The sequence below is a fragment of the Streptomyces sp. NPDC054840 genome (assembly GCF_053611065.1).
In genome coordinates this window covers 1-21,057 of record NZ_JBSGZP010000018.1, presented here as the reverse complement: position 1 = coordinate 21,057, position 21,057 = coordinate 1, and the positions used below count along the sequence as shown (strand labels likewise).

General features: G+C 73.6%; 18 protein-coding genes and 1 pseudogene. 14 read left to right on the top strand and 5 right to left on the bottom strand.

The features are described 5' to 3' along the window. Positions 1-24 precede the first annotated feature (24 nt). The 3 genes from argF to ACWGIU_RS03055 all read left to right on the top strand — a co-directional run bounded on the left by argF (position 25) and on the right by ACWGIU_RS03055 (position 4,337). Positions 25-1,053: an ornithine carbamoyltransferase gene (argF, locus tag ACWGIU_RS03065; RefSeq protein ID WP_453701925.1), complete on the top strand. Its 1,029-nt coding sequence runs from the start codon at positions 25-27 to the stop codon at positions 1,051-1,053. Between the two features lie 202 nt (positions 1,054-1,255). Beyond that, complete coding sequence (locus ACWGIU_RS03060; RefSeq protein WP_453701924.1) at positions 1,256-2,083, top strand: enoyl-CoA hydratase family protein; 828 nt, start codon at positions 1,256-1,258, stop codon at positions 2,081-2,083. 4 nt (positions 2,084-2,087) lie between these two features. Then, positions 2,088-4,337, top strand: a complete 2,250-nt coding sequence (locus ACWGIU_RS03055) for a bifunctional salicylyl-CoA 5-hydroxylase/oxidoreductase (protein ID WP_453701923.1) — start codon at positions 2,088-2,090, stop codon at positions 4,335-4,337. Between the two features lie 49 nt (positions 4,338-4,386). Here the strand turns inward: ACWGIU_RS03055 and ACWGIU_RS03050 are convergent, their stop codons facing one another. Then, positions 4,387-5,187 carry a PaaX family transcriptional regulator gene (locus ACWGIU_RS03050; RefSeq protein WP_453701922.1) on the bottom strand — a complete coding sequence of 267 codons (801 nt, stop codon included), beginning with the start codon at positions 5,185-5,187 and terminating at the stop codon, positions 4,387-4,389. A 9-nt stretch (positions 5,188-5,196) separates the two neighbouring features. Then, the gene (locus ACWGIU_RS03045; protein WP_453701921.1) at positions 5,197-6,852 is read right to left on the bottom strand and encodes an AMP-binding protein; all 1,656 of its coding nucleotides are present in this window, start codon (positions 6,850-6,852) and stop codon (positions 5,197-5,199) included. A gap of 146 nt (positions 6,853-6,998) precedes the next feature. Between ACWGIU_RS03045 and ACWGIU_RS03040 the strand changes: the two genes are divergently transcribed. Together ACWGIU_RS03040 and ACWGIU_RS03035 are read left to right on the top strand one after the other, a co-directional pair. Then, on the top strand, positions 6,999-8,141 hold the full coding sequence (locus ACWGIU_RS03040) for an acyl-CoA dehydrogenase family protein (RefSeq protein ID WP_453701920.1): 1,143 nt from the start codon (positions 6,999-7,001) through the stop codon (positions 8,139-8,141). Next, the gene (locus tag ACWGIU_RS03035; RefSeq protein ID WP_453701919.1) at positions 8,138-8,536 is read left to right on the top strand and encodes a RidA family protein; all 399 of its coding nucleotides are present in this window, start codon (positions 8,138-8,140) and stop codon (positions 8,534-8,536) included. The genes ACWGIU_RS03040 and ACWGIU_RS03035 overlap by 4 nt, the downstream gene beginning before the upstream one ends. A 159-nt stretch (positions 8,537-8,695) precedes the next feature. Here ACWGIU_RS03035 and ACWGIU_RS03030 read toward each other — a convergent pair whose 3' ends face one another. Continuing rightward, the gene (locus tag ACWGIU_RS03030) at positions 8,696-8,905 is read right to left on the bottom strand and encodes a tautomerase family protein (RefSeq protein ID WP_453701918.1); all 210 of its coding nucleotides are present in this window, start codon (positions 8,903-8,905) and stop codon (positions 8,696-8,698) included. A gap of 45 nt (positions 8,906-8,950) precedes the next feature. Continuing rightward, entirely contained in the window at positions 8,951-9,712 is a 762-nt protein-coding gene (locus ACWGIU_RS03025) for an SDR family NAD(P)-dependent oxidoreductase (RefSeq protein WP_453701917.1), read from the bottom strand. Positions 9,713-9,831: 119 nt separating this feature from the next. On the opposite strand from ACWGIU_RS03025, the gene ACWGIU_RS03020 reads away from it, so the two are divergent. Further along, positions 9,832-10,740, top strand: coding sequence for a LysR family transcriptional regulator (locus ACWGIU_RS03020; protein ID WP_453701916.1), 909 nt, complete (start codon positions 9,832-9,834; stop codon positions 10,738-10,740). Here the strand turns inward: ACWGIU_RS03020 and ACWGIU_RS03015 are convergent. Next, the gene (locus tag ACWGIU_RS03015; protein ID WP_453701915.1) at positions 10,737-12,134 is read right to left on the bottom strand and encodes an aminopeptidase P family protein; all 1,398 of its coding nucleotides are present in this window, start codon (positions 12,132-12,134) and stop codon (positions 10,737-10,739) included. The two genes, ACWGIU_RS03020 and ACWGIU_RS03015, sit on opposite strands and share 4 nt — an antisense overlap. Before the next feature lie 173 nt (positions 12,135-12,307). On the opposite strand from ACWGIU_RS03015, the gene ACWGIU_RS03010 reads away from it, so the two are divergent. The 8 genes and pseudogenes from ACWGIU_RS03010 to ACWGIU_RS02975 all read left to right on the top strand — a co-directional run. Then, complete coding sequence (locus ACWGIU_RS03010) at positions 12,308-14,686, top strand: collagenase (RefSeq protein WP_453701914.1); 2,379 nt, start codon at positions 12,308-12,310, stop codon at positions 14,684-14,686. A 128-nt stretch (positions 14,687-14,814) separates the two neighbouring features. Then, on the top strand, positions 14,815-15,990 hold the full coding sequence (locus tag ACWGIU_RS03005) for an NAD(P)/FAD-dependent oxidoreductase (protein ID WP_453701913.1): 1,176 nt from the start codon (positions 14,815-14,817) through the stop codon (positions 15,988-15,990). Beyond that, entirely contained in the window at positions 15,990-16,301 is a 312-nt protein-coding gene (locus tag ACWGIU_RS03000) for a (2Fe-2S)-binding protein (RefSeq protein ID WP_453701912.1), read from the top strand. Before ACWGIU_RS03005 ends, ACWGIU_RS03000 begins: the two co-directional genes overlap by 1 nt. Next, entirely contained in the window at positions 16,282-17,772 is a 1,491-nt protein-coding gene (locus ACWGIU_RS02995; protein WP_453701911.1) for an FAD/NAD(P)-dependent oxidoreductase, read from the top strand. The genes ACWGIU_RS03000 and ACWGIU_RS02995 overlap by 20 nt, the downstream gene beginning before the upstream one ends. A 75-nt stretch (positions 17,773-17,847) precedes the next feature. After that, the gene (locus ACWGIU_RS02990) at positions 17,848-18,762 is read left to right on the top strand and encodes a dihydrodipicolinate synthase family protein (RefSeq protein ID WP_453701910.1); all 915 of its coding nucleotides are present in this window, start codon (positions 17,848-17,850) and stop codon (positions 18,760-18,762) included. Between the two features lie 18 nt (positions 18,763-18,780). Continuing rightward, positions 18,781-19,785, top strand: coding sequence for a proline racemase family protein (locus ACWGIU_RS02985; protein WP_453701909.1), 1,005 nt, complete (start codon positions 18,781-18,783; stop codon positions 19,783-19,785). Beyond that, positions 19,782-20,801: a proline racemase family protein gene (locus ACWGIU_RS02980; RefSeq protein WP_453701908.1), complete on the top strand. Its 1,020-nt coding sequence runs from the start codon at positions 19,782-19,784 to the stop codon at positions 20,799-20,801. Before ACWGIU_RS02985 ends, ACWGIU_RS02980 begins: the two co-directional genes overlap by 4 nt. Further along, a pseudogene (locus ACWGIU_RS02975) lies at positions 20,798-21,057 on the top strand (ornithine cyclodeaminase family protein); the annotation flags it as partial. The gene ACWGIU_RS02980 and the pseudogene ACWGIU_RS02975, both read left to right, overlap by 4 nt.

Genomic DNA, 21,057 nt, shown 5'->3' with positions numbered 1-21,057 from the left:
TCACCGTGACGCTGGAGCGACCCCATGACCACCGACCTCGCCGGCCGTAGTTTTCTCAAGGAGCTGGACTTCACGGCCGCCGAGTTCCGCGGTCTGATCGAACTCGCCGCCGACCTGAAAGCGGCCAAGAAGGCCGGGGTCGAGCAGCACCACCTCCAGGGCAGGAACATCGCGCTGATCTTCGAGAAGACCTCGACGCGGACCCGCTGCGCCTTCGAGGTGGCCGCCGCGGACCAGGGTGCGCACACCACGTACCTGGACCCGGCCGGCTCCCAGATGGGACACAAGGAGTCGGTCAAGGACACCGCCCGGGTGCTCGGCCGGATGTTCGACGGGATCGAGTACCGGGGTGACAGTCAGCAGGCGGTCGAGGAGCTCGCCGCCCACTCGGGTGTCCCCGTCTTCAACGGCCTCACCGACGACTGGCACCCGACCCAGATGCTGGCCGATCTGCTCACCATGACCGAGCACACCGCCAAGCCGCTGAAGCGGATCGCCTTCGCCTACCTCGGCGACGCCCGCTTCAACATGGGCAACTCCTACCTCGTGACCGGTGCGCTGCTGGGCATGGACGTGCGGATCGTCGCGCCCCGGTCCTACTGGCCCGCCGAGTCGGTGGTGACCGCGGCGCGCAAGCTCGCGGCGGAGAGCGGCGCCCGGCTCACCCTGACCGACGAGGTCGCCGAGGGCGTCGCCGGCGCGGACTTCGTCGTGACCGACGTCTGGGTGTCCATGGGGGAGCCCAAGGAGGTCTGGGACGAGCGGATCCAGGCCCTGTCCCCGTACGCGGTGACCATGGACGTGCTGCGCGCCACCGGGAACCCGGACGTGAAGTTCATGCACTGCCTGCCGGCCTTCCACGACCTCGGCACCAAGGTGGCCCGGGAGATCCATGAGCGGCACGGGCTCGACTCCCTCGAGGTGACGGACGAGGTGTTCGAGTCGGAGCACTCCATCGTCTTCGACGAGGCCGAGAACCGGCTGCACACCATCAAGGCCGTGCTCGTCGCCACCCTCGGCCGGCCCGGCCGGTCCGCCCGAGGTGACGCATAGTCATACGTCGGCTGGTGCGCCGCTCACGCGCCGGGCCAGGCGCCCCGTTCCGGGTGGGGGGCGGGACGGGGTGACTCCGGCTTTCAGTGCCACGAAGGCGCCTTCCCGTTCCGCACGGCGCGCCGGCATGTCGGCGGCGGGCCATCCCCGATGTGTCGCGCTTCTGTGACGGCAGTCACGATCTGGTGATACCGTCGGTGAGGTGAGCCCCTTCCTCGGTTCCACACCAGCGACCGAACGGTGGCACCACCTCCGGGTCACCCGGCAGGACGGCGTCGCCACCGTCACCTTCGACCGCCCCGAAAAGCTGAACGCGCTCACCTTCGGCGCCTACGCCGACCTGCGCGATCTGCTGGGTGAACTGTCCCGTGAGCGCTCCGTACGCGCCCTCGTGCTCGGCGGCGAGGGGCGCGGCTTCTGCTCCGGCGGGGACGTGGACGAGATCATCGGCGCCACCCTCGCCATGGACACCTCCCAGCTGCTCGACTTCAACCGGATGACCGGCCAGGTGGTCCGCGCCATCCGCGAATCCCCCTTCCCGGTGATCGCCGCCGTCCACGGGGTGGCCGCCGGAGCCGGAGCGGTCCTCGCACTCGCCGCCGACTTCCGGATCGCCGACCCCACCGCCCGCTTCGCCTTCCTCTTCACCCGCGTCGGCCTGTCCGGCGGCGACATGGGCGCGGCCTACCTGCTGCCCCGGGTCGTCGGCCTCGGCCACGCCACCCGCCTGCTGATGCTCGGAGAGCCCGTACACGCGGCCGAGGCCGAGCGGATCGGCCTGCTCAGCGAGCTCACCGAGGAGGGCAAGGCCCACGTACGGGCCGCCGAACTCGCCGCGCGCCTGGCCGCGGGCCCCGCCCTCGCCCACGCGCAGACCAAGGCGCTGCTCACCGCCGAGCTCGACATGCCCCTGGCGGCGTCCGTGGAACTGGACGCCAACACCCAGGCCCTGCTGATGCACGGCCAGGACTACGCGGAGTTCCACGCGGCCTTCACCGGGAAGCGGCCGCCGGAGTGGAAGGGCAGGTAGCCACATGACTCCTGGTGCCATGCGGGTCGCTGTCGTCGGCGGGGGACCGGGAGGGCTCTACGCCGCCGCGCTGCTGGCCCGCCAGGGCCACACGGTGGACGTCTGGGAGCGCAACGCCCCGGACGACACCTTCGGCTTCGGCGTGGTGCTCTCCGACGAGACCCTCGGGGGCATCGAGCGGGCCGACACCGTCGTCCACACGGCCCTCAGCGCGGAGTTCGTGCGCTGGGACGACGTGGACATCGTGCACCGCGGCCGGCTGCTGACCTCCGGCGGCCACGGGTTCGCGGCCATCGGGCGGCGCCGCCTGCTGGAGATCCTGCACGAGCGCTGCGCCGGCCTCGGCGTCCGCCTCCGCTTCCGCTCCGAGGCCCCGCCCGTGACCGAACTCGCCGCCGCATACGACCTGGTGGTCGCGGCCGACGGGGTGCACAGCGCGATCCGGGAGGCCGGCGCCGCCCACTACGGGCCGACACTGACCGGCGGACGCTGCCGCTACATCTGGCTCGCCGCCGACTTCCCCTTCGACGCCTTCCGCTTCGAGATCGCGGAGACCGAGCACGGGGTCATGCAGCTGCACGCCTACCCCTACTCGGCCGACGCCTCCACGGTGATCGTGGAGATGCGCGACGAGGTGTGGCGGGCGGCCGGCTTCGACCTGTGCGACGAGGACGAGTCGGCGGCCCGCTGCGCCAAGATCTTCAGCGAGGCCCTGCGCGGGCGCCCGCTGCACGGCAACCGCTCCACCTGGACGCGGTTCCGCACCGTCGTCAACGAACGCTGGTCGCACGACAACGTGGTCCTGCTCGGCGACGCGGCGCACACCGCCCACTTCTCCATCGGGTCCGGCACCAAACTGGCAGTGGAGGACGCGCTCGCGCTCGCCGAAGCGGTGGGCGCCGCGCCGGGCGACGTCCCGGCCGCCCTCTCCGCGTACGAGGCGGCACGCCGCCCGGCGGTCGCCAGCACCCAGCGGGCCGCGGCCGCGAGCCGGCAGTGGTTCGAGGAGATCGCCGGATACGTCGACCAGCCCGCCCGGCAGTTCGCCTTCAACCTCCTCACCCGCAGCCGCCGGGTCACACACGACAACCTGCGGCTGCGCGACGCACGGTTCACGCGGGCGGTGGAAAAGGACTTCGGCTGCCCGGACGGCACCCCCGCGATGTTCACACCCTTCACCCTGCGGGGCCTGACCCTGCGCAACCGGGTCGTCGTCTCACCGATGGACATGTACTCGGCCCAGGAGGGCGTGCCGGGCGACTTCCACCTCGTGCACCTGGGAGCGCGGGCCCTCGGCGGGCCCGGCCTGGTGATGACCGAGATGGTCTGCGTATCCGCCGAGGGCCGGATCACCCCCGGCTGCACCGGCCTCTACACCCAGGAGCACACGGCCGCCTGGAAGCGGATCGTCGACTTCGTCCACACGTCGGCGCCCGGCACCGCCCTCGGCGTCCAGCTCGGGCACGCGGGCCGCAAGGGCTCGACCCGGGTGATGTGGGAGGGCATGGACGACCCCCTGCCCGAGGGCAACTGGCCGCTGGTGGCCGCCTCCGCGCTGCCCTACCGGCCCGGCGTCTCGGCGCTCCCGCGCGCCCTCGGACGCGGTGACCTGACGGCGCTGCGCTCCGAGTTCGCGGCCGCCGCCGTCCGCGCCGCCGACGCGGGATTCGACCTGCTCGAACTGCACTGCGCCCACGGCTATCTGCTCTCCGGGTTCCTGTCCCCGCTGACCAACCACCGTGACGACGAGTACGGCGGATCCCTGGAGAACCGGCTCCGTTTCCCGCTGGAGGTCTTCGACGCGGTCCGCGCGGTATGGCCCGAGGACCGCCCGATGACGGTCCGTCTCTCGGCCACCGACTGGGCACCAGGAGGCACCTCTCCCGAGGACGCGGTGCGGATCGCGGCCGCCTTCGCGGGCCGGGGCGCCGACGCCATCGACGTCTCGACGGGCCAGGTGGTCGCGGACGAGGCCCCCGAGTACGGGCGCTCGTACCAGACCCCGTACGCCGACCGGATCCGGGGCGCGCTCGGCGTCCCCGTCATCGCGGTCGGTGCCATCTCCTCGTGGGACGACGTGAACTCCCTGCTGCTGGCCGGCCGCGCCGACCTCTGCGCCCTCGGCCGCCCCCACCTCTACGACCCCCACTGGACCCTGCACGCGGCGGCCGAACAGTCCTACGAAGGCCCGGGCGCACCCTGGCCGGCCCCGTACCGCGCGGGCAGCCGCACCCCGCCGACCGGCCGCGTTTAGCAGGGCCCCCGGGACAGCCGTCGAGGGTGCCGGGACGTTCCCCGGCCGGTCACGGTCGCGCGAAGCGCTCTCCGTCGTCGCGCAGCCGCTCGTGCAGTTCGGCGAAGACGGCCGCCGCCCGGTCGCCGGGCCAGTCCGCCGGGAGCAGTTCCCGCGGCAGGCCCGGGTCGGCGTACGGCAGCCGGCGCCAGGAGTCCAGCGCGAGGAGGTAGCCCCGGTAGGCCTCCTCCGGGGTCGGCTCCGTACCCGACCGGAGGGCGCGCAGGACGGGTTCGTGCAGATCCAGGAATTCCTCGTGCTGCTTGGCCAGGGCCGCCAGGTCCCACCAGCGGGCTACCGCCTCGGCGGTCGGCGCGAAACCCAGGTGGGCGCCGCGGAACAGTTCCACGTACGGGGTCAGGTGCAGCCGGTCGAGGGTGTGCGCGGTCTCCTCGGCCAGCCGGGCCGGGGCGATCCACACGCCCGGCGCCACCGCCCCGAAACCGAGCCGGGCCAGCCGCGAGCGCAGCAGGTGCCGCTTGTTCCGCTCCTGCTCCGGGACCGAGAACACCGCCACCAGCCACTCGTCCGACAGCGGCGGGCTGCCGTAGATCCGGCGGTCGCCGTCGTCCAGCAGCTGCCGGGCCTCCTCGGAGAGCCCGTACGCCGCAGAGCCGTCCGCCGTGCGCTCGGGCAGCAGGAAGCCGCGCCGCTTCAGCCGGGACACCGACGAGCGGACGGACGGGGCGTCCACGCCCGCCGCGCCCAGCAGGCGGATCAGCGCGGCCACCGGGACCGGGCCCTCGAAGGCCCGCCCGTAGGCTCCGTAGAACGTGACGATCAGGGATCGCGGAGTGTGCTGCTCGACCACGGGTTCACTCTAGATCCTGGGGGGCGGATCAGGTCGGGCATCCGGATCGCGCAGCCGGAAGCGCTGCAGTTTGCCGGTCGCGGTTCGGGGGAGGGCGGGGAGGAAGACGAAGGAGCGCGGGCACTTGTGAGGGGCCAGTTCCGCCCGCATGAAGGTGCGCAGGACCTCCTCCGTCAGCACCGCGCCGTCGCGTGCCACGATGTACGCCACCACGGTCTGCCCGCGTCGCTCGTCCGGGAGGCCCACCACCGCCGCCTCCACCACGTCCGGGTTGCGCAGCAGGGCCTCCTCCACCTCGGGGCCCGCGATGTTGTAGCCCGCCGAGACGATCATGTCGTCGGCCCGGGCGACGTAGCGGAAGTAGCCGTCCGGATCGCGGACGTAGGTGTCACCGGTCAGGTTCCACCCGTCCCGTACGTACTCCCCCTGCCGGGGATCGGCCAGGTAGCGGCAGCCCACCGGGCCGCGCACGGCCAGCAGTCCCGGCTCGTAGTCCGGGACCGGGCGGCCGGCCCGGTCCACCACCCGGGCCTCCCAGCCCGGGACCACCCGGCCCGTCGTACCGGGCCGGATGTCCTCGTCGGCGGCGGAGATGAAGATGTGCAGCAGCTCGGTCGCCCCGATGCCGTTGATGATGCGCAGGCCGGTGCGCTCGTACCAGGCCTGCCAGGTGGCGGCGGGCAGGTTCTCCCCGGCCGAGACACAGCGGCGCAGCGCCGACAGGTCGTACATGCCGACGTCGTACGGGCCCAGCGCGTCCAGCATCGTCCGGTAGGCGGTGGGCGCGGTGAACAGCACCGTCACCCGGTGCTCCGCGAGGGCGGGCAGCAGCCGGCGCGGCACCGCCTCCTCCAGCAGCAGCGTCGAGGCTCCGGCGCGCAGCGGGAAGACGACCAGCCCGCCGAGGCCGAAGGTGAAGCCGAGCGGCGGGCTGCCCGCGAAGACGTCGTCCGGGCGGGGCCGCAGCACGCTGCGGGAGAAGGTGTCGGCGACCGCGAGCAGGTCCCGGTGGAAGTGCATGCAGCCCTTGGGCCGTCCGGTGGTCCCGGAGGTGAAGGCGATCAGGGCGACGTCGTCCGCGGAGGTCGGGGCGGCCGGGAACGGGTGGGGATGTCTTTCGGCCAGCCGCAGCAGATCGTCCGGGGCGGTGCCCCCGTACACGGTGATCCGAAGCCCCGGCACCTCCGCCTTGACCAGGTCGTCCAGCACGTCCGCGTGGCACAGGGCGTGCCCGACCCGGGCCATCGCGCACACCGTGGCCAGCTCCTGCGCGCGCTGCTGGGGCAGTACGGTGACGGCCACCGCGCCCGCCTTCATCACCGCGAGCCAGCACGCCGCGAGCCAGGGGCCGGTGGGCCCGCGCAGGAGCACCCGGTTGCCGGGCACCACGCCGAGGTCGGCGGTGAGCGTGTGGGCCAGGCGGTCCACTCGTTCCCGCAGACCGCCGTACGTCCACACCTCGCCCGCGGAGCTGCGGAAGGCCGGGCGGTCGGCGCCCGCCGGACCGAACCGGGCGATGGTGGCGTCGAGCAGCTCGGCCCCGCAGTTCAGGCGGTCCGGATAGGCCAGTTCGGGCAGATCGAAGAGAAGCTCCGGCCAGGTGTCCGCGGGCGGCAGATGGTCACGGGCGAAGGTGTCGGTGTGAGCGGAAGGCTTGAGGTCCAAGGCGGTTCGGCCCCCTTGCGGCGGTCCGGGGTGGGGTGGAGCCGGCCGTGCGGTGGTTCCTCCGGCCACGGCCGGAAGGTCCTCCGAGGAGCGTATCGTGATGGTGACGGCAGTCAACAGGACGCGATAGATGCGGGGATGTTCGGATGACCGGATTCGCGCTCGGGGTGGACCAGGAGGAGTGGTGCGGGCAGCTGCGCGCACTGGCGGCGGAGCGGCTGCGGCCACTGGCCGAGAAGGGGGAACCAGGGCGGGTCAACCGGCCGCTGCTGGCGGCGCTGGGGGAGCTGGGCCTGCTGGAGCGGGTGTTCGCCTCGGGCGCGCTGGAACTGTGCCTGCTGCGCGAATCCCTCGCCTACGGGTGCACGGAGGCCGAGACGGCGCTCGCCCTGCAGGGACTCGGGGCGTACCCGGTCCTGCGGGCGGGGAACGAGGAGCAGCGGGAACGCTGGCTGCCGGGGGTGCGTGCCGGGCGGGCGGTGGCCGCCTTCGCGCTGAGCGAGCCGGGAGCGGGCTCGGACGCGGCGGCACTGGCCCTGGCGGCGACGCCGGACACCGGCGCGGGCGGGAGCGGCGGCGGCTGGCGGCTCAGCGGTGAGAAGTGCTGGATCTCCAACGCCCCCGAGGCGGACTTCTACACCGTGTTCGCCCGAACGGGCGAGGGGCCGGGGGCGAAGGGGGTCTCGGCCTTCCTGGTCCCGGCCGACCGCCCCGGACTCTCCGGCGCATCCCTGGACATGCTCTCCCCGCACCCCATCGGCTCCCTCACCTTCGACGGGGTGCCGGTCGGCCCGCGGGACCTGCTCGGCGAACCCGGCCGGGGGTTCCGCGTCGCGATGGACACCCTGAACCTCTTCCGGCCGAGCGTCGGTGCCTTCGCGGTGGGCATGGCCCGGGCCGCGCTGGACGCGACGCTCGCGTACACGTCGGACCGGACCGCCTTCGGCGGAACACTGAGCGACCTCCAGGCGGTGGCGCACCGGGTGGCCGAGATGGCCACCCGCACGGAGGCGGCCCGGCTGCTGGTGTACGCGGCGGCCGGGGCCTACGACCGCGGGGCGGGGGACGTCCCGCGCCGGGCGGCGATGGCGAAGCTGCTGGCCACGGAGACGGCCCAGTACGTGGTAGACCACGCGGTCCAACTGCACGGTGCGGTCGCCCTCCAGCGCGGCCACCTGCTCGAACACCTCTACCGGGAGGTACGGGCACCGCGGATCTACGAGGGGGCGAGCGAGGTGCAGCGCACGATCATCGCGAAGGAGCTGTACGCGGGGGTGGCGGCGCGATGAGCCTGGACCGGATCAACCCGGCGGAGCTGTCGCCGGCGACGGGCTTCTCGCACGCGGTCGCGGCGACCGGCACCCGGCTGGTGTTCCTGGCGGGCCAGACCGCCCTGGACAGCGCGGGCGAGGTGGTGGGCGAGAGCCTGCCGGAGCAGTTCGGGATCGCCCTCGGCAACCTCCTGGCGGCCCTCGCGGCGGCGGGCGGCGCCCCGGCGGACCTGGCCCGGGTGACGGTGTACGCGGTGGACGTGGCGGCGTACCGGACCCACGCGGCCGAACTGGGCCGCATCTGGCGGCGGTCGGCGGGCCGCGACTACCCGGCGATGGCCGTCATCGGCGTGGTCCGCCTCTGGGACGACCGGGCCCTGGTGGAACTCGACGGCGTCGCGGTCCTCCCGTAGGCCGCCTCTTCCGGATCTTGCCTGACCCGCGCCGCCCGGCACCGCACCTCGCCGCGTTGTCGAGGCACCCACGAAAGTGACGGGCCGGCGGTGGCCCGGCCGTCCCGTTGCCGGTGCGGCGGGACGGCCGGGGCCCGAGTGTCCCCGCCCGGACGCGACCTAACTCCGTGCGCGGATACGGCGGTACTCGTCCGTCCGGACGCCGCCCACGCCCCAGTCCTCCCGTTCCACCTCGTCGATGAGGACGAAGGTGGTGGCCGGGTCCTTGTCCAGGACCTGGACCAGAAGGTCGGTCACACCGGCGATGATCTCGGCCTTCTGGGCAGCGGTGGCGCCTTCACGGGTGATCTTGACGTTGACGTACGGCATGGTGGTGGATGTCCTTCCGGTGGGGCGGGGAAGTGGGGCGTCGGCTCAGGCACGACCGGTGACGTGGCCGCCGTCCACACGCAGGGCGTGGCCGGTGACGAAGGTGGCGCCCGCGAGGTAGAGCACCGCCTCGGAGATTTCCGCGACCTCGCCGACCCTGTTCAGCAGGGCGAGCCCGCCGAAGGAGTCCACGTCGGACCCCGCGTGCAGCGGGGTGCGGATGATGCCGGGGGACACGAGGTTCACGCGGATCCCGTCGGCGGCGAGTTCGGCGGCCAGGCTGGTCGTCAGCGCGTGCACCCCCGCCTTGCTGACCACCGGCGCGGAGGACGGGAAGCCCGCCAGCGCGTGGTCCACCAGGACGGTGCCGATGTTGACGATGCTGCCGCCCCGGCCCTGGGCGCGCAGCGCCCGTACCACGGCCTGGGTGGTGAGGTAGGTGCCCTTGAGGTTGCCGGTCAGGAAGCCGTCGAGTTCTTCCTCGGTGACCTCGGTGAAGGGCTTGGGGGCGAACGTGCCCGCGTTGTTGACCAGGACGTCGATGCGGCCGAAACGGTCGAGGGCGGTACGCACGAGGGCCTCGCCCGTCGTCGGCTCGGCGATGGCGCCCGCGACCCACGCGGTTCGCCCGGGCTGACCGAGGCCGGCCGCGGCCTTGGCGAGGCGGTCGGCGTCCCGGCCGTTCAGGACGACATTGGCGCCGCTCGCAAGGAAGGCGCGGGCGATGTCCAGGCCGATGCCGCTGGAGGAGCCGGTGACCAGAGCAGTGGTGGTGGTGTCGTTGATGTCCGTGCGCGTGTCGGTCATGGCGCTGTGCCTCTCGTCGGTGTCGCCGGTCGGGATCCCGACCGGCTGACACCACGAACCTAGGAGCACCCAACTCATAACACCACGACGAAGATTGGAGCGTGTGATAATCCCTCGTTATGGATGTGGATCTGCGTGACCTGGAGCTCCTGGCCGCTACTGCCGAGGCCGGCTCGCTGACCGCCGCCGCCGAGCGGCTCTACGTCAGCCAGCCCGCCCTCAGCCAGCGGCTCACCCGGCTGGAGGCCCGCCTGGGCATGGCCCTCTTCGACCGCAAGGGCCGCCGCCTGGTCCCCAACGCCGCGGGCCGCCGACTGCTGGTCGCGGCCCGCCACGTCCTCGGCGAACTGGACTCGGCGGCCCGCGACCTGCGCGAGCTCCGTGACGGGCGGGACAGGCGGGTCCGCTTCACCGCGCAGTGCAGTACGACCTTCCCGTGGCTGCCGCCCGTGCTCCGCGCCTTCCGCGAGCGCGCGCCGGACATCGACGTGCGCATCGAGACCGTTGCCGACGACGCGCCGATCCCGGCACTGCTCGCCGACCTCGTCGACGTCGCGCTGGTCACCAAGCCGGACCTGCAGATGGACCGGGTGTCGCTGACCAGGCTGTTCGAGGACGAGATGGTGGCGGTGGTGCCCGCCGGCCATCCGTGGGCCACGCGCGCGCACCTGACCGCCCGTGACTTCGACGGCGCCGACCTCGTCCTCTACGACTTCTACGACCAGAAGCGGATCCCGTCGATGCCGCTGCCGATCCCTGTGGGGGCCCGGCCGGCCCGGATCACCACCATGCCGGTGGTGACCGATCTGGTGATCGAGATGGTGGCCGGCGGCCAGGGCGTGACCGTGCTGCCCAACTGGGTGGCCGCCCCCTACGCGGCCTCGCACGGCCTCGCCCTCGTCGGCATCGGCGCGCGGCCACTGACCCGTACCTGGTTCTGTGCCACCCGCACCGGACCGCGCCCACCCCACCTGGAGGCCTTCGTCGAGGAGCTGACCGCCCGGCTCACCACCCCGCACAGCGTTTAGGGGCTGTCCAGGAGCCGGCCCATCCACTCCTCGATCCCGGCCACCGTGCGCGGCAGCGCGCCCGACATCAGGCGGGCGCCGTTCGCCGTGATGACCAGATCGTCCTCGATGCGGACGCCGATGCCCCGCAGCTCCGCCGGGAGGGTCTCGTCGTCGGGCTGGAGGTAGAGGCCCGGCTCCACGGTCAGGACCTGCCCCTCCTCCAGAACGCCGTCCAGGTAGGCCTCGGCCCGCGCCTTCGCGCAGTCGTGCACGTCCAGCCCCAGCATGTGGCCGCTGCTGCACAGCGTGTACCGCCGGTGCAGGTCGCCCTCCGCGTCCTTCAGGACGCCCCAGTCCGCGAGGCCCTCCGCGATCACCCGCATCCCGGCCCGGTGGAAGTCCCCGAAGCTCGCCCCCGGGCGCAGCGCCGCGATGCCCGCGTCCTGGGCCGCCAGGACCAGCTCGTACACCTGGCGCTGGACGGGGGAGAAGCGGCCCGACAGCGGCAGGGTGCGGGTGATGTCCGCCGTGTAGAGGGTGTCCGTCTCCACACCCGCGTCCAGCAGCAGCAGCTCCTCCCCGTTCAGCCGGCCGTCGTTGCGGATCCAGTGCAGGGTGCAGGCGTGGGCCCCGGACGCCGCGATCGTCTCGTAGCCGGTGCCGTTGCCCTCGGCCCGCGCGCGCAGACCGAACACCCCCTCGATCCAGCGTTCCCCGCGCGGATGCGCCAGCGCGCGCGGCAGGGCCCGTACGACGTCCTCGAAACCCGCCGTCGTGTGGTCGACGGCCAGCTGGAGCTGAGCCACCTCCCACGCGTCCTTCACCAGGCGCAACTCCGAGAGGGCGGACGCGAGTCCGGAGTCGGAGGCCGTGTTGCGGCCCGCGGCCGAACCGAGCCGGTCCAGGTGCGCGCAGCGGATGCCGGTGAGGCGCTCGGCCTCCGCGAGGTCGGGCCGGCGGCCCACCCAGAACTCCCCGTACCGGCGGTCCCGGTAGAACTCCCCGTCGCCGCCCGCGCGCGGCGAGCGCGGCCGCAGGTACAGCACGGCCTCATGGGCGTGCGGACCCGACGGCTCCATGACCAGGACGTGGCCCGCCTGGTCCTCGCCGGTGAGGCCGGTCAGCCAGGCGTACGCGCTGTGCGGCCGGAAGCGGTGGTCGCAGTCGTTGGAACGGACCTTCAGCTCCCCTGCCGGGACGATCAGCCGCTCGCCGGGGAAGCGGGCCGAGAGTCGTGCCCGGCGGGCCGGGGTGACGTCGCGGCCGGGGATGCGGGCGGAGTCGGGCAGCGGGCTCGCAGCCCAGTTCCCCGCCATGAACCGGGACAACTCCGGCGACACCGGGCGGTCGTGACTGCCCGTGTTGAGGCGGGCGGGAGCGTGGGCGGAGGCGTCGGCGGGGGCGTCGGTCACGAGGACTCCCTCAAGAAGTTGTGAACTGGGGGGCGCACAGGGGTTGTCAGTGCAATTTCACATTACTATGTTACAGCTCACATCGCGGCACGTTAACCCCCGTCAAACGCCGTGTGACGCAGGGCAGTTCACGCACGACCCCCCACCTCTCCCTCTCCCATCAGGAGTTCTCGGTGCTCAAGCACAGAGCTGTGCGCTCTTCCCTTCTCGCCTCCGCCGTGGCCGTGACCCTCCTCGCCGCCGCGGGACAGGCGACGACACAGGCCGCCGGGTCCACGGCACCGGCCACCTTCACCGGCGCACAGGCCGCCCCGGCCGCCCCCGGACCCACGGGGAACCCGTTCGACGAGGTCGACCGCCTGGCCCATCCGAAGGACAACACTCCGGCGCCGGCCCCGGCCCCCGGCGGCCAGAACATCACCGGGCAGGTCCCGGGTGCCGCGACGGCCTCCGCACCCTCCGACGACCTGCAGAAGCGCGGCAGGACGCTCAAGGCCGTTCCCACCGCGAAGAGCGTCGCCGGGGGCGTCCCCTGCACCCTCGACGGGATCACCGGACTCAGCCCCGAGCAGTTCGCCGACTTCCTCGCCGACCAGGCCGTCCTCGCCGACGGCTGTCTGCGCGGCCTCATCTGGACCTGGGACGCCCGCCTGACCCCGGTCATGTCGGACGCGCACGTGCAGGCCGTCTCCCGCCGGATATCCGGCCTGGCCGCCGCCCACGACGGCCGTAACTCCTCCCACCTGGAGGAGATGTTCACGTACCTGCACGCGGTCGCCTACCACGACTACTCACGCCCCGAGATCGACGTCACCGACGCCCCCACCGTCGATGCCATGCGCCGCGCCATCGCCGACTTCGGCGCCGCCGCCCACACCTTCGACGTGACGCCCTCCAACGCCCGCACCCTGCGCGAGGCCCTCTACGCCGGCAGCGCGCCCGGCCTGCGCCAGCACCAGCTCGGCCTCATCAAGAAGGTCCTGGCCACGATGGACCCGGCCCACCCGGCCACCCACCTCGACGCCGGCTGGGGCGGCGCCGCGCTGTCCGCGCTGTCCGTCTCCTACCTGGGCGTCTACCCGGGCAACCAGGACGCGGCGTTCCACTCCGCCGTGGCCGCGGACCCCTCCTACCGCGACACCTTCAAGGCCTTCGCCACCTACACGCACCTCAAGGGCACCGGCAACGCCTGGGTGGTGCGCGACGCGCTGAGCGAGTACGCCCGCTTCGGCCAGATCGAGGGTCTGCGGGAGCGGGTCGTCGCCGACCTCGGCGCGATGCTCGGCCCGGTCCGGGCCGCCTTCGGCGACGGCAGCGAGCCGTGGGCCAAGGTCGTCTCCTGGCTCAACGTCTACGAGGCCTGCAAGCCCTACGGAGTGTGCAAGGAGGACATCGAGAAGCAGCTCTTCCCCTACACCTACTCCTACGACAACGGCGCCATCAAGGTCCGCACCGCCCTGGACCGGGCGACGGTCGACCAGCTCTACTACGCGAGCAAGCAGGTCAAGGCCCAGTACCACCGTGTGCTCGGCACCGACCAGCCGCTCGCGGGCGACCCCAACTCCGCGCTGAACATCGTGCTCTACGCCTCCCGCGCCGACTACGTGAACTACCACCCGATCCTGACCGGCTACGACACCAACAACGGCGGCATCTACATCGAGAACGGCGCCACCTTCTACACCTATCAGCGGCGCGTCCCGCAGGACTCCTCCCTCACCCTCGAGGAGCTCTTCCGCCACGAGTACACGCACTACCTCAACGGCCGCTTCGCGGTGCCCGGCTTCTTCGGCGAGGGCGAGTGGTACGAGGGTGACCGGACGACCGCCATGGACGAGGGCACGGCCGAGTTCTTCGACGGCGCCACCCGCGACAACGGCATCGCCGTCCGCAAGTCCCTGGTCAAGAGCATCATCAGCGACACGGCCGGCGGCGGCCCGCGCATGAGCGTCGAACAGCTGCTGAACGCCACCTACGACGGCGACGGCTTCCGCTTCTACAGCTACGCGGGCACCTTCTTCGAGTTCCTGTGGACCGAGAAGCCCACGCTGCTGCGCGAGATGTACACGCACCTGCGGAACAACGACGTGGCGGCGTACGACGCCTGGCGCCACCGGATGGGCGCGGACACCTACCTCCAGCGCGACTACGACCGCTTCCTGGACGCGCAGATCGCCAAGGTCGACCAGCTCTTCGTGCCGAACACCTCCTTCACCCCGAACGACCGGCTGCGCGACTCGGCGGCGGCCTCCGTGAAGTCGTCCTTCGCCACGGCCACGCAGAACACCCCGGACTGCACGGAGAACGGCGACCCCGGCAAGCGCCGCTTCACCTGCACCGGCCGGATCACCGCGAACCTGAAGAACTGGCGCAGCGGCGACCAGGTCTTCAAGGACATGTCGGAGACGGTCGACTACTTCATCCTCGACCGGGCGGGCGCGGCCTCCAACAACCTCGCCGACATGAACTGCTCCTTCGGTCCGGTGGAGATCTGGACCAACAAGGTCGCGGGCACCTCCGCTTACAGCTGTGAGGGTCCCCTCCGCGGCTGACCGGCACCCGGCCCGGCGCCGCCACCGGGCCGCCCCCGGCCCGGCGCCGGCCCGGTCCCGCATCCGAGGGGGTGCGGGACTGGGCCGGGCATCTGGGCAGCCCCTAAAGAATGTGACATATTACTGCCGTGCTCAAGAGACACTCCCTGGACGCCGTGATCATCGGCGCCGGCGTCGTCGGGGCGGCCTGCGCCTCCTACGCGGCCCGCGCCGGACTCTCCGTGGCCGTGGTCGACCGGGGCCCCGTGGCGGGCGGCACCACCGGTGCCGGCGAGGGCAACCTGCTCGTCTCCGACAAGGAGGCCGGCCCCGAACTCGACCTCGCCCTGCTGTCCACCCGCCTGTGGGTCGAACTCGCCGCGGTCCTCCCGCGGGAGATCGAGTACGAGCCCAAGGGCGGACTCGTCGTCGCTCCCGACGAGACGACCCTGAAGGCCCTGCGGCACTTCGCGCAGGGCCAGCGCGCGGCCGGCGTCGACGCCGTCGAGGTGGCCGCGGACGCCCTGCACGACCTGGAGCCGCACCTGGCCCCCGGCCCGGCGGGCGGCTTCCACTACCCGCAGGACGCCCAGGTCCAGCCGGCCCAGGCGGCCGCCCGGCTGCTGGCCGCCTCGGGTGCCCAGGTGTACCTGGGTGAGGAGGTGACGGAGATCCTGCTGGACCGGGGCGCCGTACGCGGCGTGCGCACGCCGCGCCGCGAACTCCTGGCCCCCGCCGTGGTGAACGCGGCCGGCACCTGGGGCGGCCACATCGCCTCGCTGGCCGGCGTCACCCTGCCCGTCCTCCCGCGCCGAGGCTTCGTCCTGGTGACCGAGCCCCTGCCGAGGGTCGTCCGGCACAAGGTCTACGCCGCCGACTACATCGCGGATGTCGCCAGCGGCTCCGCCGCCCTGCAGTCCTCGGCGGTGGTCGAGGGCACCCCGTCCGGCCCGGTCCTGATCGGCGCCACCCGGGAGCGGGTCGGCTTCGACCGCACCCTCTCGACGGAGGCCCTGCGCCGCCTGGCCGCCCAGGCCGCGGCACTGTTCCCCGTGCTGGCCGACGTCCGGGTGATGCGCGCCTACCACGGCTTCCGCCCCTACCTGCCCGACCACCTCCCGGCGATCGGCCCGGACCCCCGGCGCCCCGGGCTGCTGCACGCCTGCGGCCACGAGGGCGCGGGCATCGGCCTGGCACCCGCCACCGGAGCGCTGATCGCCGCCGCCCTGACGGGGGCCGAACCGCCGCTCTCCCCGCACCCGTTCCGCCCGGAGCGCTTCGCCGCCGGCCCGGCCGCCGCCGATACCCCTGAGGAGCAGCCCTGATGCGCAGCCCCCGCTCGCTGGTCGGCGGTACGCCGGCGGCCGCGTACGAGATCACCTTCGACGGCCGGGAACTGCCCGCCCTGCCCGGCCGGAGCATCGCCGCCGTGCTCTGGGCCGCGGGCATCCTCGCCTGGCGGACCACCCGGGAGGGCGGCGCCCCGCGCGGCGCGTTCTGCGGGATCGGCAGTTGTTACGACTGCCTCGTCACGGTCAACGGCCGCCCGAACCAGCGCGCCTGCCTGGTCCCGGCCCGGCCGGGGGACTCCGTCACCACCCAGGAGGGAACCGGCCATGCCGACCTCGCCGTCTGAACCCGCCGCCACTGCCGGTGCCGCCGCCGGTCTCGTCGACCTGGCCGTCGTCGGGGCCGGCCCGGCGGGCCTCGCCGCCGCCGTCACGGCCGCCCGCCTCGGGCTGCGGGTCATCCTGCTCGACGCGGGCGACCGGCCCGGCGGGCAGTTCTACCGCCATCCCGCACCGGGGCTGGGCGCGGCCCGCCCCGAGGCGCTCCACCACGGCTGGCCGGAGTTCGCGACGCGCGAAGCCGCCCTGCGTGCCCACGCCTCGGCGGGCCGCATCACCTACCTCCCGCTGCACCACGTGTGGGCGGTCGCTCCGGGCGAGGCGGCCGGTGCGCCCGACGGGTACCCGGCGCCCGATCGGGCACCGGCCACCGCGCCCGCCACCGAGTGGACCCTGCACGCCGTCGCCGGGCACGCTTCCGGAGAGGAAGCCACCGCCGTCAGAGCGCGGGCCGTGCTCATCGCCACCGGGGCCTACGAGCGGCAACTGCCCTTCCCCGGCTGGACCCTGCCCGGGGTCGTGGGGGCCGGCGGGGCGCAGGCCATGCTCAAGAGCGGGCTGGTCCTGCCGGGCAAGCGGGTCGTCGTCGCCGGGAGCGGGCCGCTGCTGCTCGCCGTGGCCGGGTCGCTCGCCGCCGCCGGAGCCATCGTGCCCACCGTGGTGGAGGCCGCCGCCTACACCGCGTACGCGGGGCAGGTCCCGGCCCTGCTGCGCAACCCGGGCAAGCTCGTCGAGGCGGCCGGCTACGGCGGGGGGCTGGCCCGCCACCACGTCCGGCTGCTCACCCGGCACGCCGTCACCGAGGCGCACGGCACCGACCGGGTCGAGGCCGTCACCGTGGCCCGGCTCGACCGGAACTGGCGACCGCTGCCCGGCACCGCCCGCCGGATCCCCTGCGACGCCCTCGCCGTCGGCCACGGGCTGGTGCCCCAGCTGGAACTCGCCACCGGCCTCGGCTGCGCCACCCGGCGGAGCGCCGACGGCACCGTCGCCCTCGTCCTCGACGCCGGACAGCGGACCTCCGTCCCCGGCATCTGGTCGGCGGGTGAGACCGGTGGCATCGGCGGAGCCCAACTGGCCATGATCGAGGGTGAACTGGCGGCGCACTCCGTCGCGGGCGCGCTGCCCGGGGCCCGCCTCGTCCGCCGCCGCGCCCGGCTCCGCGCCTTCGCCGGCGCGATGGCCGCCGCCCACCGCCCCGGCGAGGGCTGGACCGGCTGGCTCCGGGACGACGCGGTCGTCTGCCGCTGCGAGGAGGTGCCCGCCGGGCGGATCCGCGAGGCGGCCGACGACCTCGGGGCGCGGGACGCCCGTACGGTCAAACTCCTCACCCGGGCCGGCATGGGCTGGTGCCAGGGCCGGATGTGCGGTCCCGCCGTCGCGGCCCTGGCCGGGGAGGATGCCGCGCCCGACCGGCGTCCGCTGTCCTGCCCGGTTCCGTTGCGCCACCTCGCCGAACTTCCGCCCTCTACCCACTGATCGGGGCGCCGGGGCCCTTGTGGCCGGACTGCACCCGCTAGTAAAATGTCACACATCACTCTAGGGAGCTCTCACATGACCCACGCGCACACCCCCGCGCCCCGCACCCGCCCCTGGCACGGAATCATGGTCGCCACCGCGCTCCCCCTGCGGGAGGACCTCACCGTCGACCACGACGCGTACGCCGAGCACGTGGCCTGGCTGATCGCCAACGGCTGCGACGGCGTGGTCCCCAACGGCTCCCTCGGGGAGTATCAGACCCTCACCGACGAGGAGCGGGCGCGCGTCGTGCGTACCGCTGTCGAGGCGGCGGGCGACGGCGACCGCGTCATGCCCGGCGTCGCCGCCTACGGAAGCGCCGAGGCCCGCCGCTGGGCCGAACAGGCCGCCGAGGCCGGCGCCGGCTCCGTACTCCTGCTGCCCCCCAACGCCTTCCGGGCCGACGAGGACGCCGTACGCGCCCACTACGCCGAGGTCGCCCGCGCCGGGCTGCCCGTCGTCGCGTACAACAACCCCATCGACACCAAGGTGGACCTGACCCCGGACCTGCTCGCCCGGCTGCACGCCGACGGCTCCATCGTCGCCGTCAAGGAGTTCAGCGGGGACGTGCGCCGCGCGTACGAGATCGCCGAGCTCGCCCCCGGCCTCGACCTGCTCATCGGCGCCGACGACGTCCTCCTCGAACTCGCCCTCGCGGGCGCCGTCGGCTGGATCGCCGGCTACCCCAACGCGCTGCCGCGCTCCTGCGCCCAGCTCTACCGGGCCGCCGTCGCCGGAGACCTCGACACCGCCCTGCCGCTCTACAAATCCCTGCACTCGCTGCTGCGCTGGGACTCCAAGACGGAATTCGTCCAGGCCATCAAGCTCTCCATGGACCTCGCCGGGCGCCCCGGCGGCGCCACCCGCCCGCCCCGCTTCCCGCTCACCGGCGAGACCGAGGCCGCCGTCCGCGCCGCCACCGAGAAGGCCCTCGCCGAGGGCCTCAACTAGTCGTCGGGGGGATCGCACATGCGCACGCGTCATGTCTACCACGCGGTGGACTCGCACACCGAGGGCATGCCGACCCGGGTCGTCACCGGGGGAGTCGGGGTGATCCCCGGCGCCACCATGGCCGAGAAGCGGCTCCACTTCATCGAGCACATGGACCACGTCCGGACCCTGCTCATGTACGAGCCGCGCGGGCACTCCGCGATGAGCGGCGCCATCCTGCAGCCCCCGACCCGCCCGGACGCCGACTACGGCGTCCTCTACATCGAGGTGTCGGGCCTGCTCCCCATGTGCGGGCACGGCACCATCGGGGTCGCCACCGTCCTCGTCGAGACCGGCATGGTGCCGGTCGTCGAGCCGGTCACCACCGTCCGGCTCGACACCCCGGCCGGGCTGGTGAGCGTCGACGTCCGGGTCGAGGACGGGGCGGCCACCGCCGTCACCCTCACCAACGTCCCCTCCTTCGTCGTCGGCCTCGACCTCAAGGCCGAGGTCCCCGGCTTCGGCACGGTCACCTACGACCTGGCCTACGGCGGCAACTTCTACGCCTTCGTCGAACTCGGCGCCCTGGGGCTGCCCTTCGACCGCGCCCGCAAGGGCGAACTGATCACCGCCGGGCTCGCGGTGATGGACGCGGTCAACGCCGGACCGGACCGCCCCGTCCATCCCGAGAACCCCTCCATCGCCGGGGTCAAGCACGTCTACCTCGCCGCCCCCGGCTCCGACGCCCACCGCTCCCGGCACGCCATGGCCATCCACCCCGGCTGGTTCGACCGCTCGCCCTGCGGTACGGGAACCAGCGCGCGGATGGCCCAGCTGCACGCCCGGGGCCTGCTGGAACTCGGCACGGACTTCGTCAACGAGTCCTTCATCGGCACAGAGTTCACCGGCCGGCTGGTCGCCGAGACGACCGTCGGCGGGCTCCCGGCCGTGGTCCCCACCGTCACCGGGCGGGCCTGGATCACCGGCACCGCCCAGTACTTCCTCGACCCGACCGACCCCTTCCCCGGAGGGTTCCTCCTGTGATCACCGTCCGCACGGTGGACTACCACACCGCCGGCGAGCCCTTCCGGATCGTCGACAGCGCCACGGCGGAGGTGGCGCCGGTCCCCGGGGACACCGTCGCCGAGCGCTGCGCCACGGCCATCGGCCCGGGAGGCTCCGGGACCGCTCCGCGCCGGGGCGCGCTGGACGACGTACGGCGCCTGCTCGTGCAGGAGCCGCGCGGGCACGCCGGGATGTACGGGGGGTTCGTGGTTCCGGCCGACGACGACGGGGCCCACCTCGGGGTGCTGTTCTGGCACAAGGACGGCTACTCCACCGCCTGCGGCCACGGCACCATGGCCCTCGGGGTCTGGGCCGTGGACACCGGCCGGGTCGCCGCCCCGGACGACGGGGACGCCCCGGTGCGCATCGACGTACCGTCCGGGCGGGTCACCGCCACCGTGCACCGCGGCGGAGGCCGCACCACCGGGGTCACCTTCCGCAACGTCCCGGCCCGGGTGGGCGCCCGCAAGGTGCCCGTCGCCACCTCGTTCGGCCTCGCCGAGGTGGACATCGTCCACGCCGGGGCCTGTTACGCCGCCGTCCGCGTGCGCGACCTCGGCCTGGACGTCTCCCGGGCGGCACTGCCCGCCCTGGTGCGGGCCGGACAGGAGGTCCGCGCGGCGCTGGCCACCCACCCCGCCACCTGGCACCCGGACGGCCCGCTGCTCTCCGGCGTCTACGGGGTGATCCTCTACGAGGAGCTGCCCGACACGCCCTTCGGGCCGCACCAGCGCAACGTCACCGTGTTCGCCGACGGGCAGATCGACCGCTCGCCCTGCGGCTCCGGGACCTCTGCGCGGCTCGCGCTGCTCGCGGAGGACGGGCGGCTCGGCCCGGGTGAGGACCTGCTGCACGAGTCCGTCACGGGCACGGTGTTCACCGGGCGGATGCTGGACGGCGGGGTCACCGAGGTCACCGGCACCGCCCACCGCACCGGCGAACACGCCTTCGTGCTGGACCCGCACGACGGCCTCGGTACCGGATTCCTCCTGTGACGGGCATCCCCCAGCTCGGGGCAGGGCGGATGGCCGGCCTGCTCGGGCCGGCGGCGGCCGCCGACGCCGTGGCCGCCGCCCTGCTCGGCGGCCTCGACCCGGAGAACTGCCCGCCGCGTTCCGCCATCGGGGTACCCGGCGGGGGCGAACTGCTGCTGATGCCGGCGGCGTCCGGCGCGTACGCCGGGGTGAAGATCGCCGGGGTCGTGCCGGGGAACCCGGCCCGCGGGCTGCCCCGGATCACCGGCTCCTACCT

Coding starts and splice junctions, on each gene's coding strand:
- ACWGIU_RS03025 (WP_453701917.1), bottom strand. CDS start 9,712: ATGACCGACACGCGCACGGACATCAACGACACCACCACCACTGCTCTG.
- argF (WP_453701925.1), top strand. CDS start 25: ATGACCACCGACCTCGCCGGCCGTAGTTTTCTCAAGGAGCTGGACTTC.
- ACWGIU_RS03040 (WP_453701920.1), top strand. CDS start 6,999: ATGACCGGATTCGCGCTCGGGGTGGACCAGGAGGAGTGGTGCGGGCAG.
- ACWGIU_RS03030 (WP_453701918.1), bottom strand. CDS start 8,905: ATGCCGTACGTCAACGTCAAGATCACCCGTGAAGGCGCCACCGCTGCC.
- ACWGIU_RS03035 (WP_453701919.1), top strand. CDS start 8,138: ATGAGCCTGGACCGGATCAACCCGGCGGAGCTGTCGCCGGCGACGGGC.
- ACWGIU_RS02990 (WP_453701910.1), top strand. CDS start 17,848: ATGACCCACGCGCACACCCCCGCGCCCCGCACCCGCCCCTGGCACGGA.
- ACWGIU_RS03020 (WP_453701916.1), top strand. CDS start 9,832: ATGGATGTGGATCTGCGTGACCTGGAGCTCCTGGCCGCTACTGCCGAG.
- ACWGIU_RS02985 (WP_453701909.1), top strand. CDS start 18,781: ATGCGCACGCGTCATGTCTACCACGCGGTGGACTCGCACACCGAGGGC.
- ACWGIU_RS03000 (WP_453701912.1), top strand. CDS start 15,990: ATGCGCAGCCCCCGCTCGCTGGTCGGCGGTACGCCGGCGGCCGCGTAC.
- ACWGIU_RS03055 (WP_453701923.1), top strand. CDS start 2,088: ATGACTCCTGGTGCCATGCGGGTCGCTGTCGTCGGCGGGGGACCGGGA.
- ACWGIU_RS02995 (WP_453701911.1), top strand. CDS start 16,282: ATGCCGACCTCGCCGTCTGAACCCGCCGCCACTGCCGGTGCCGCCGCC.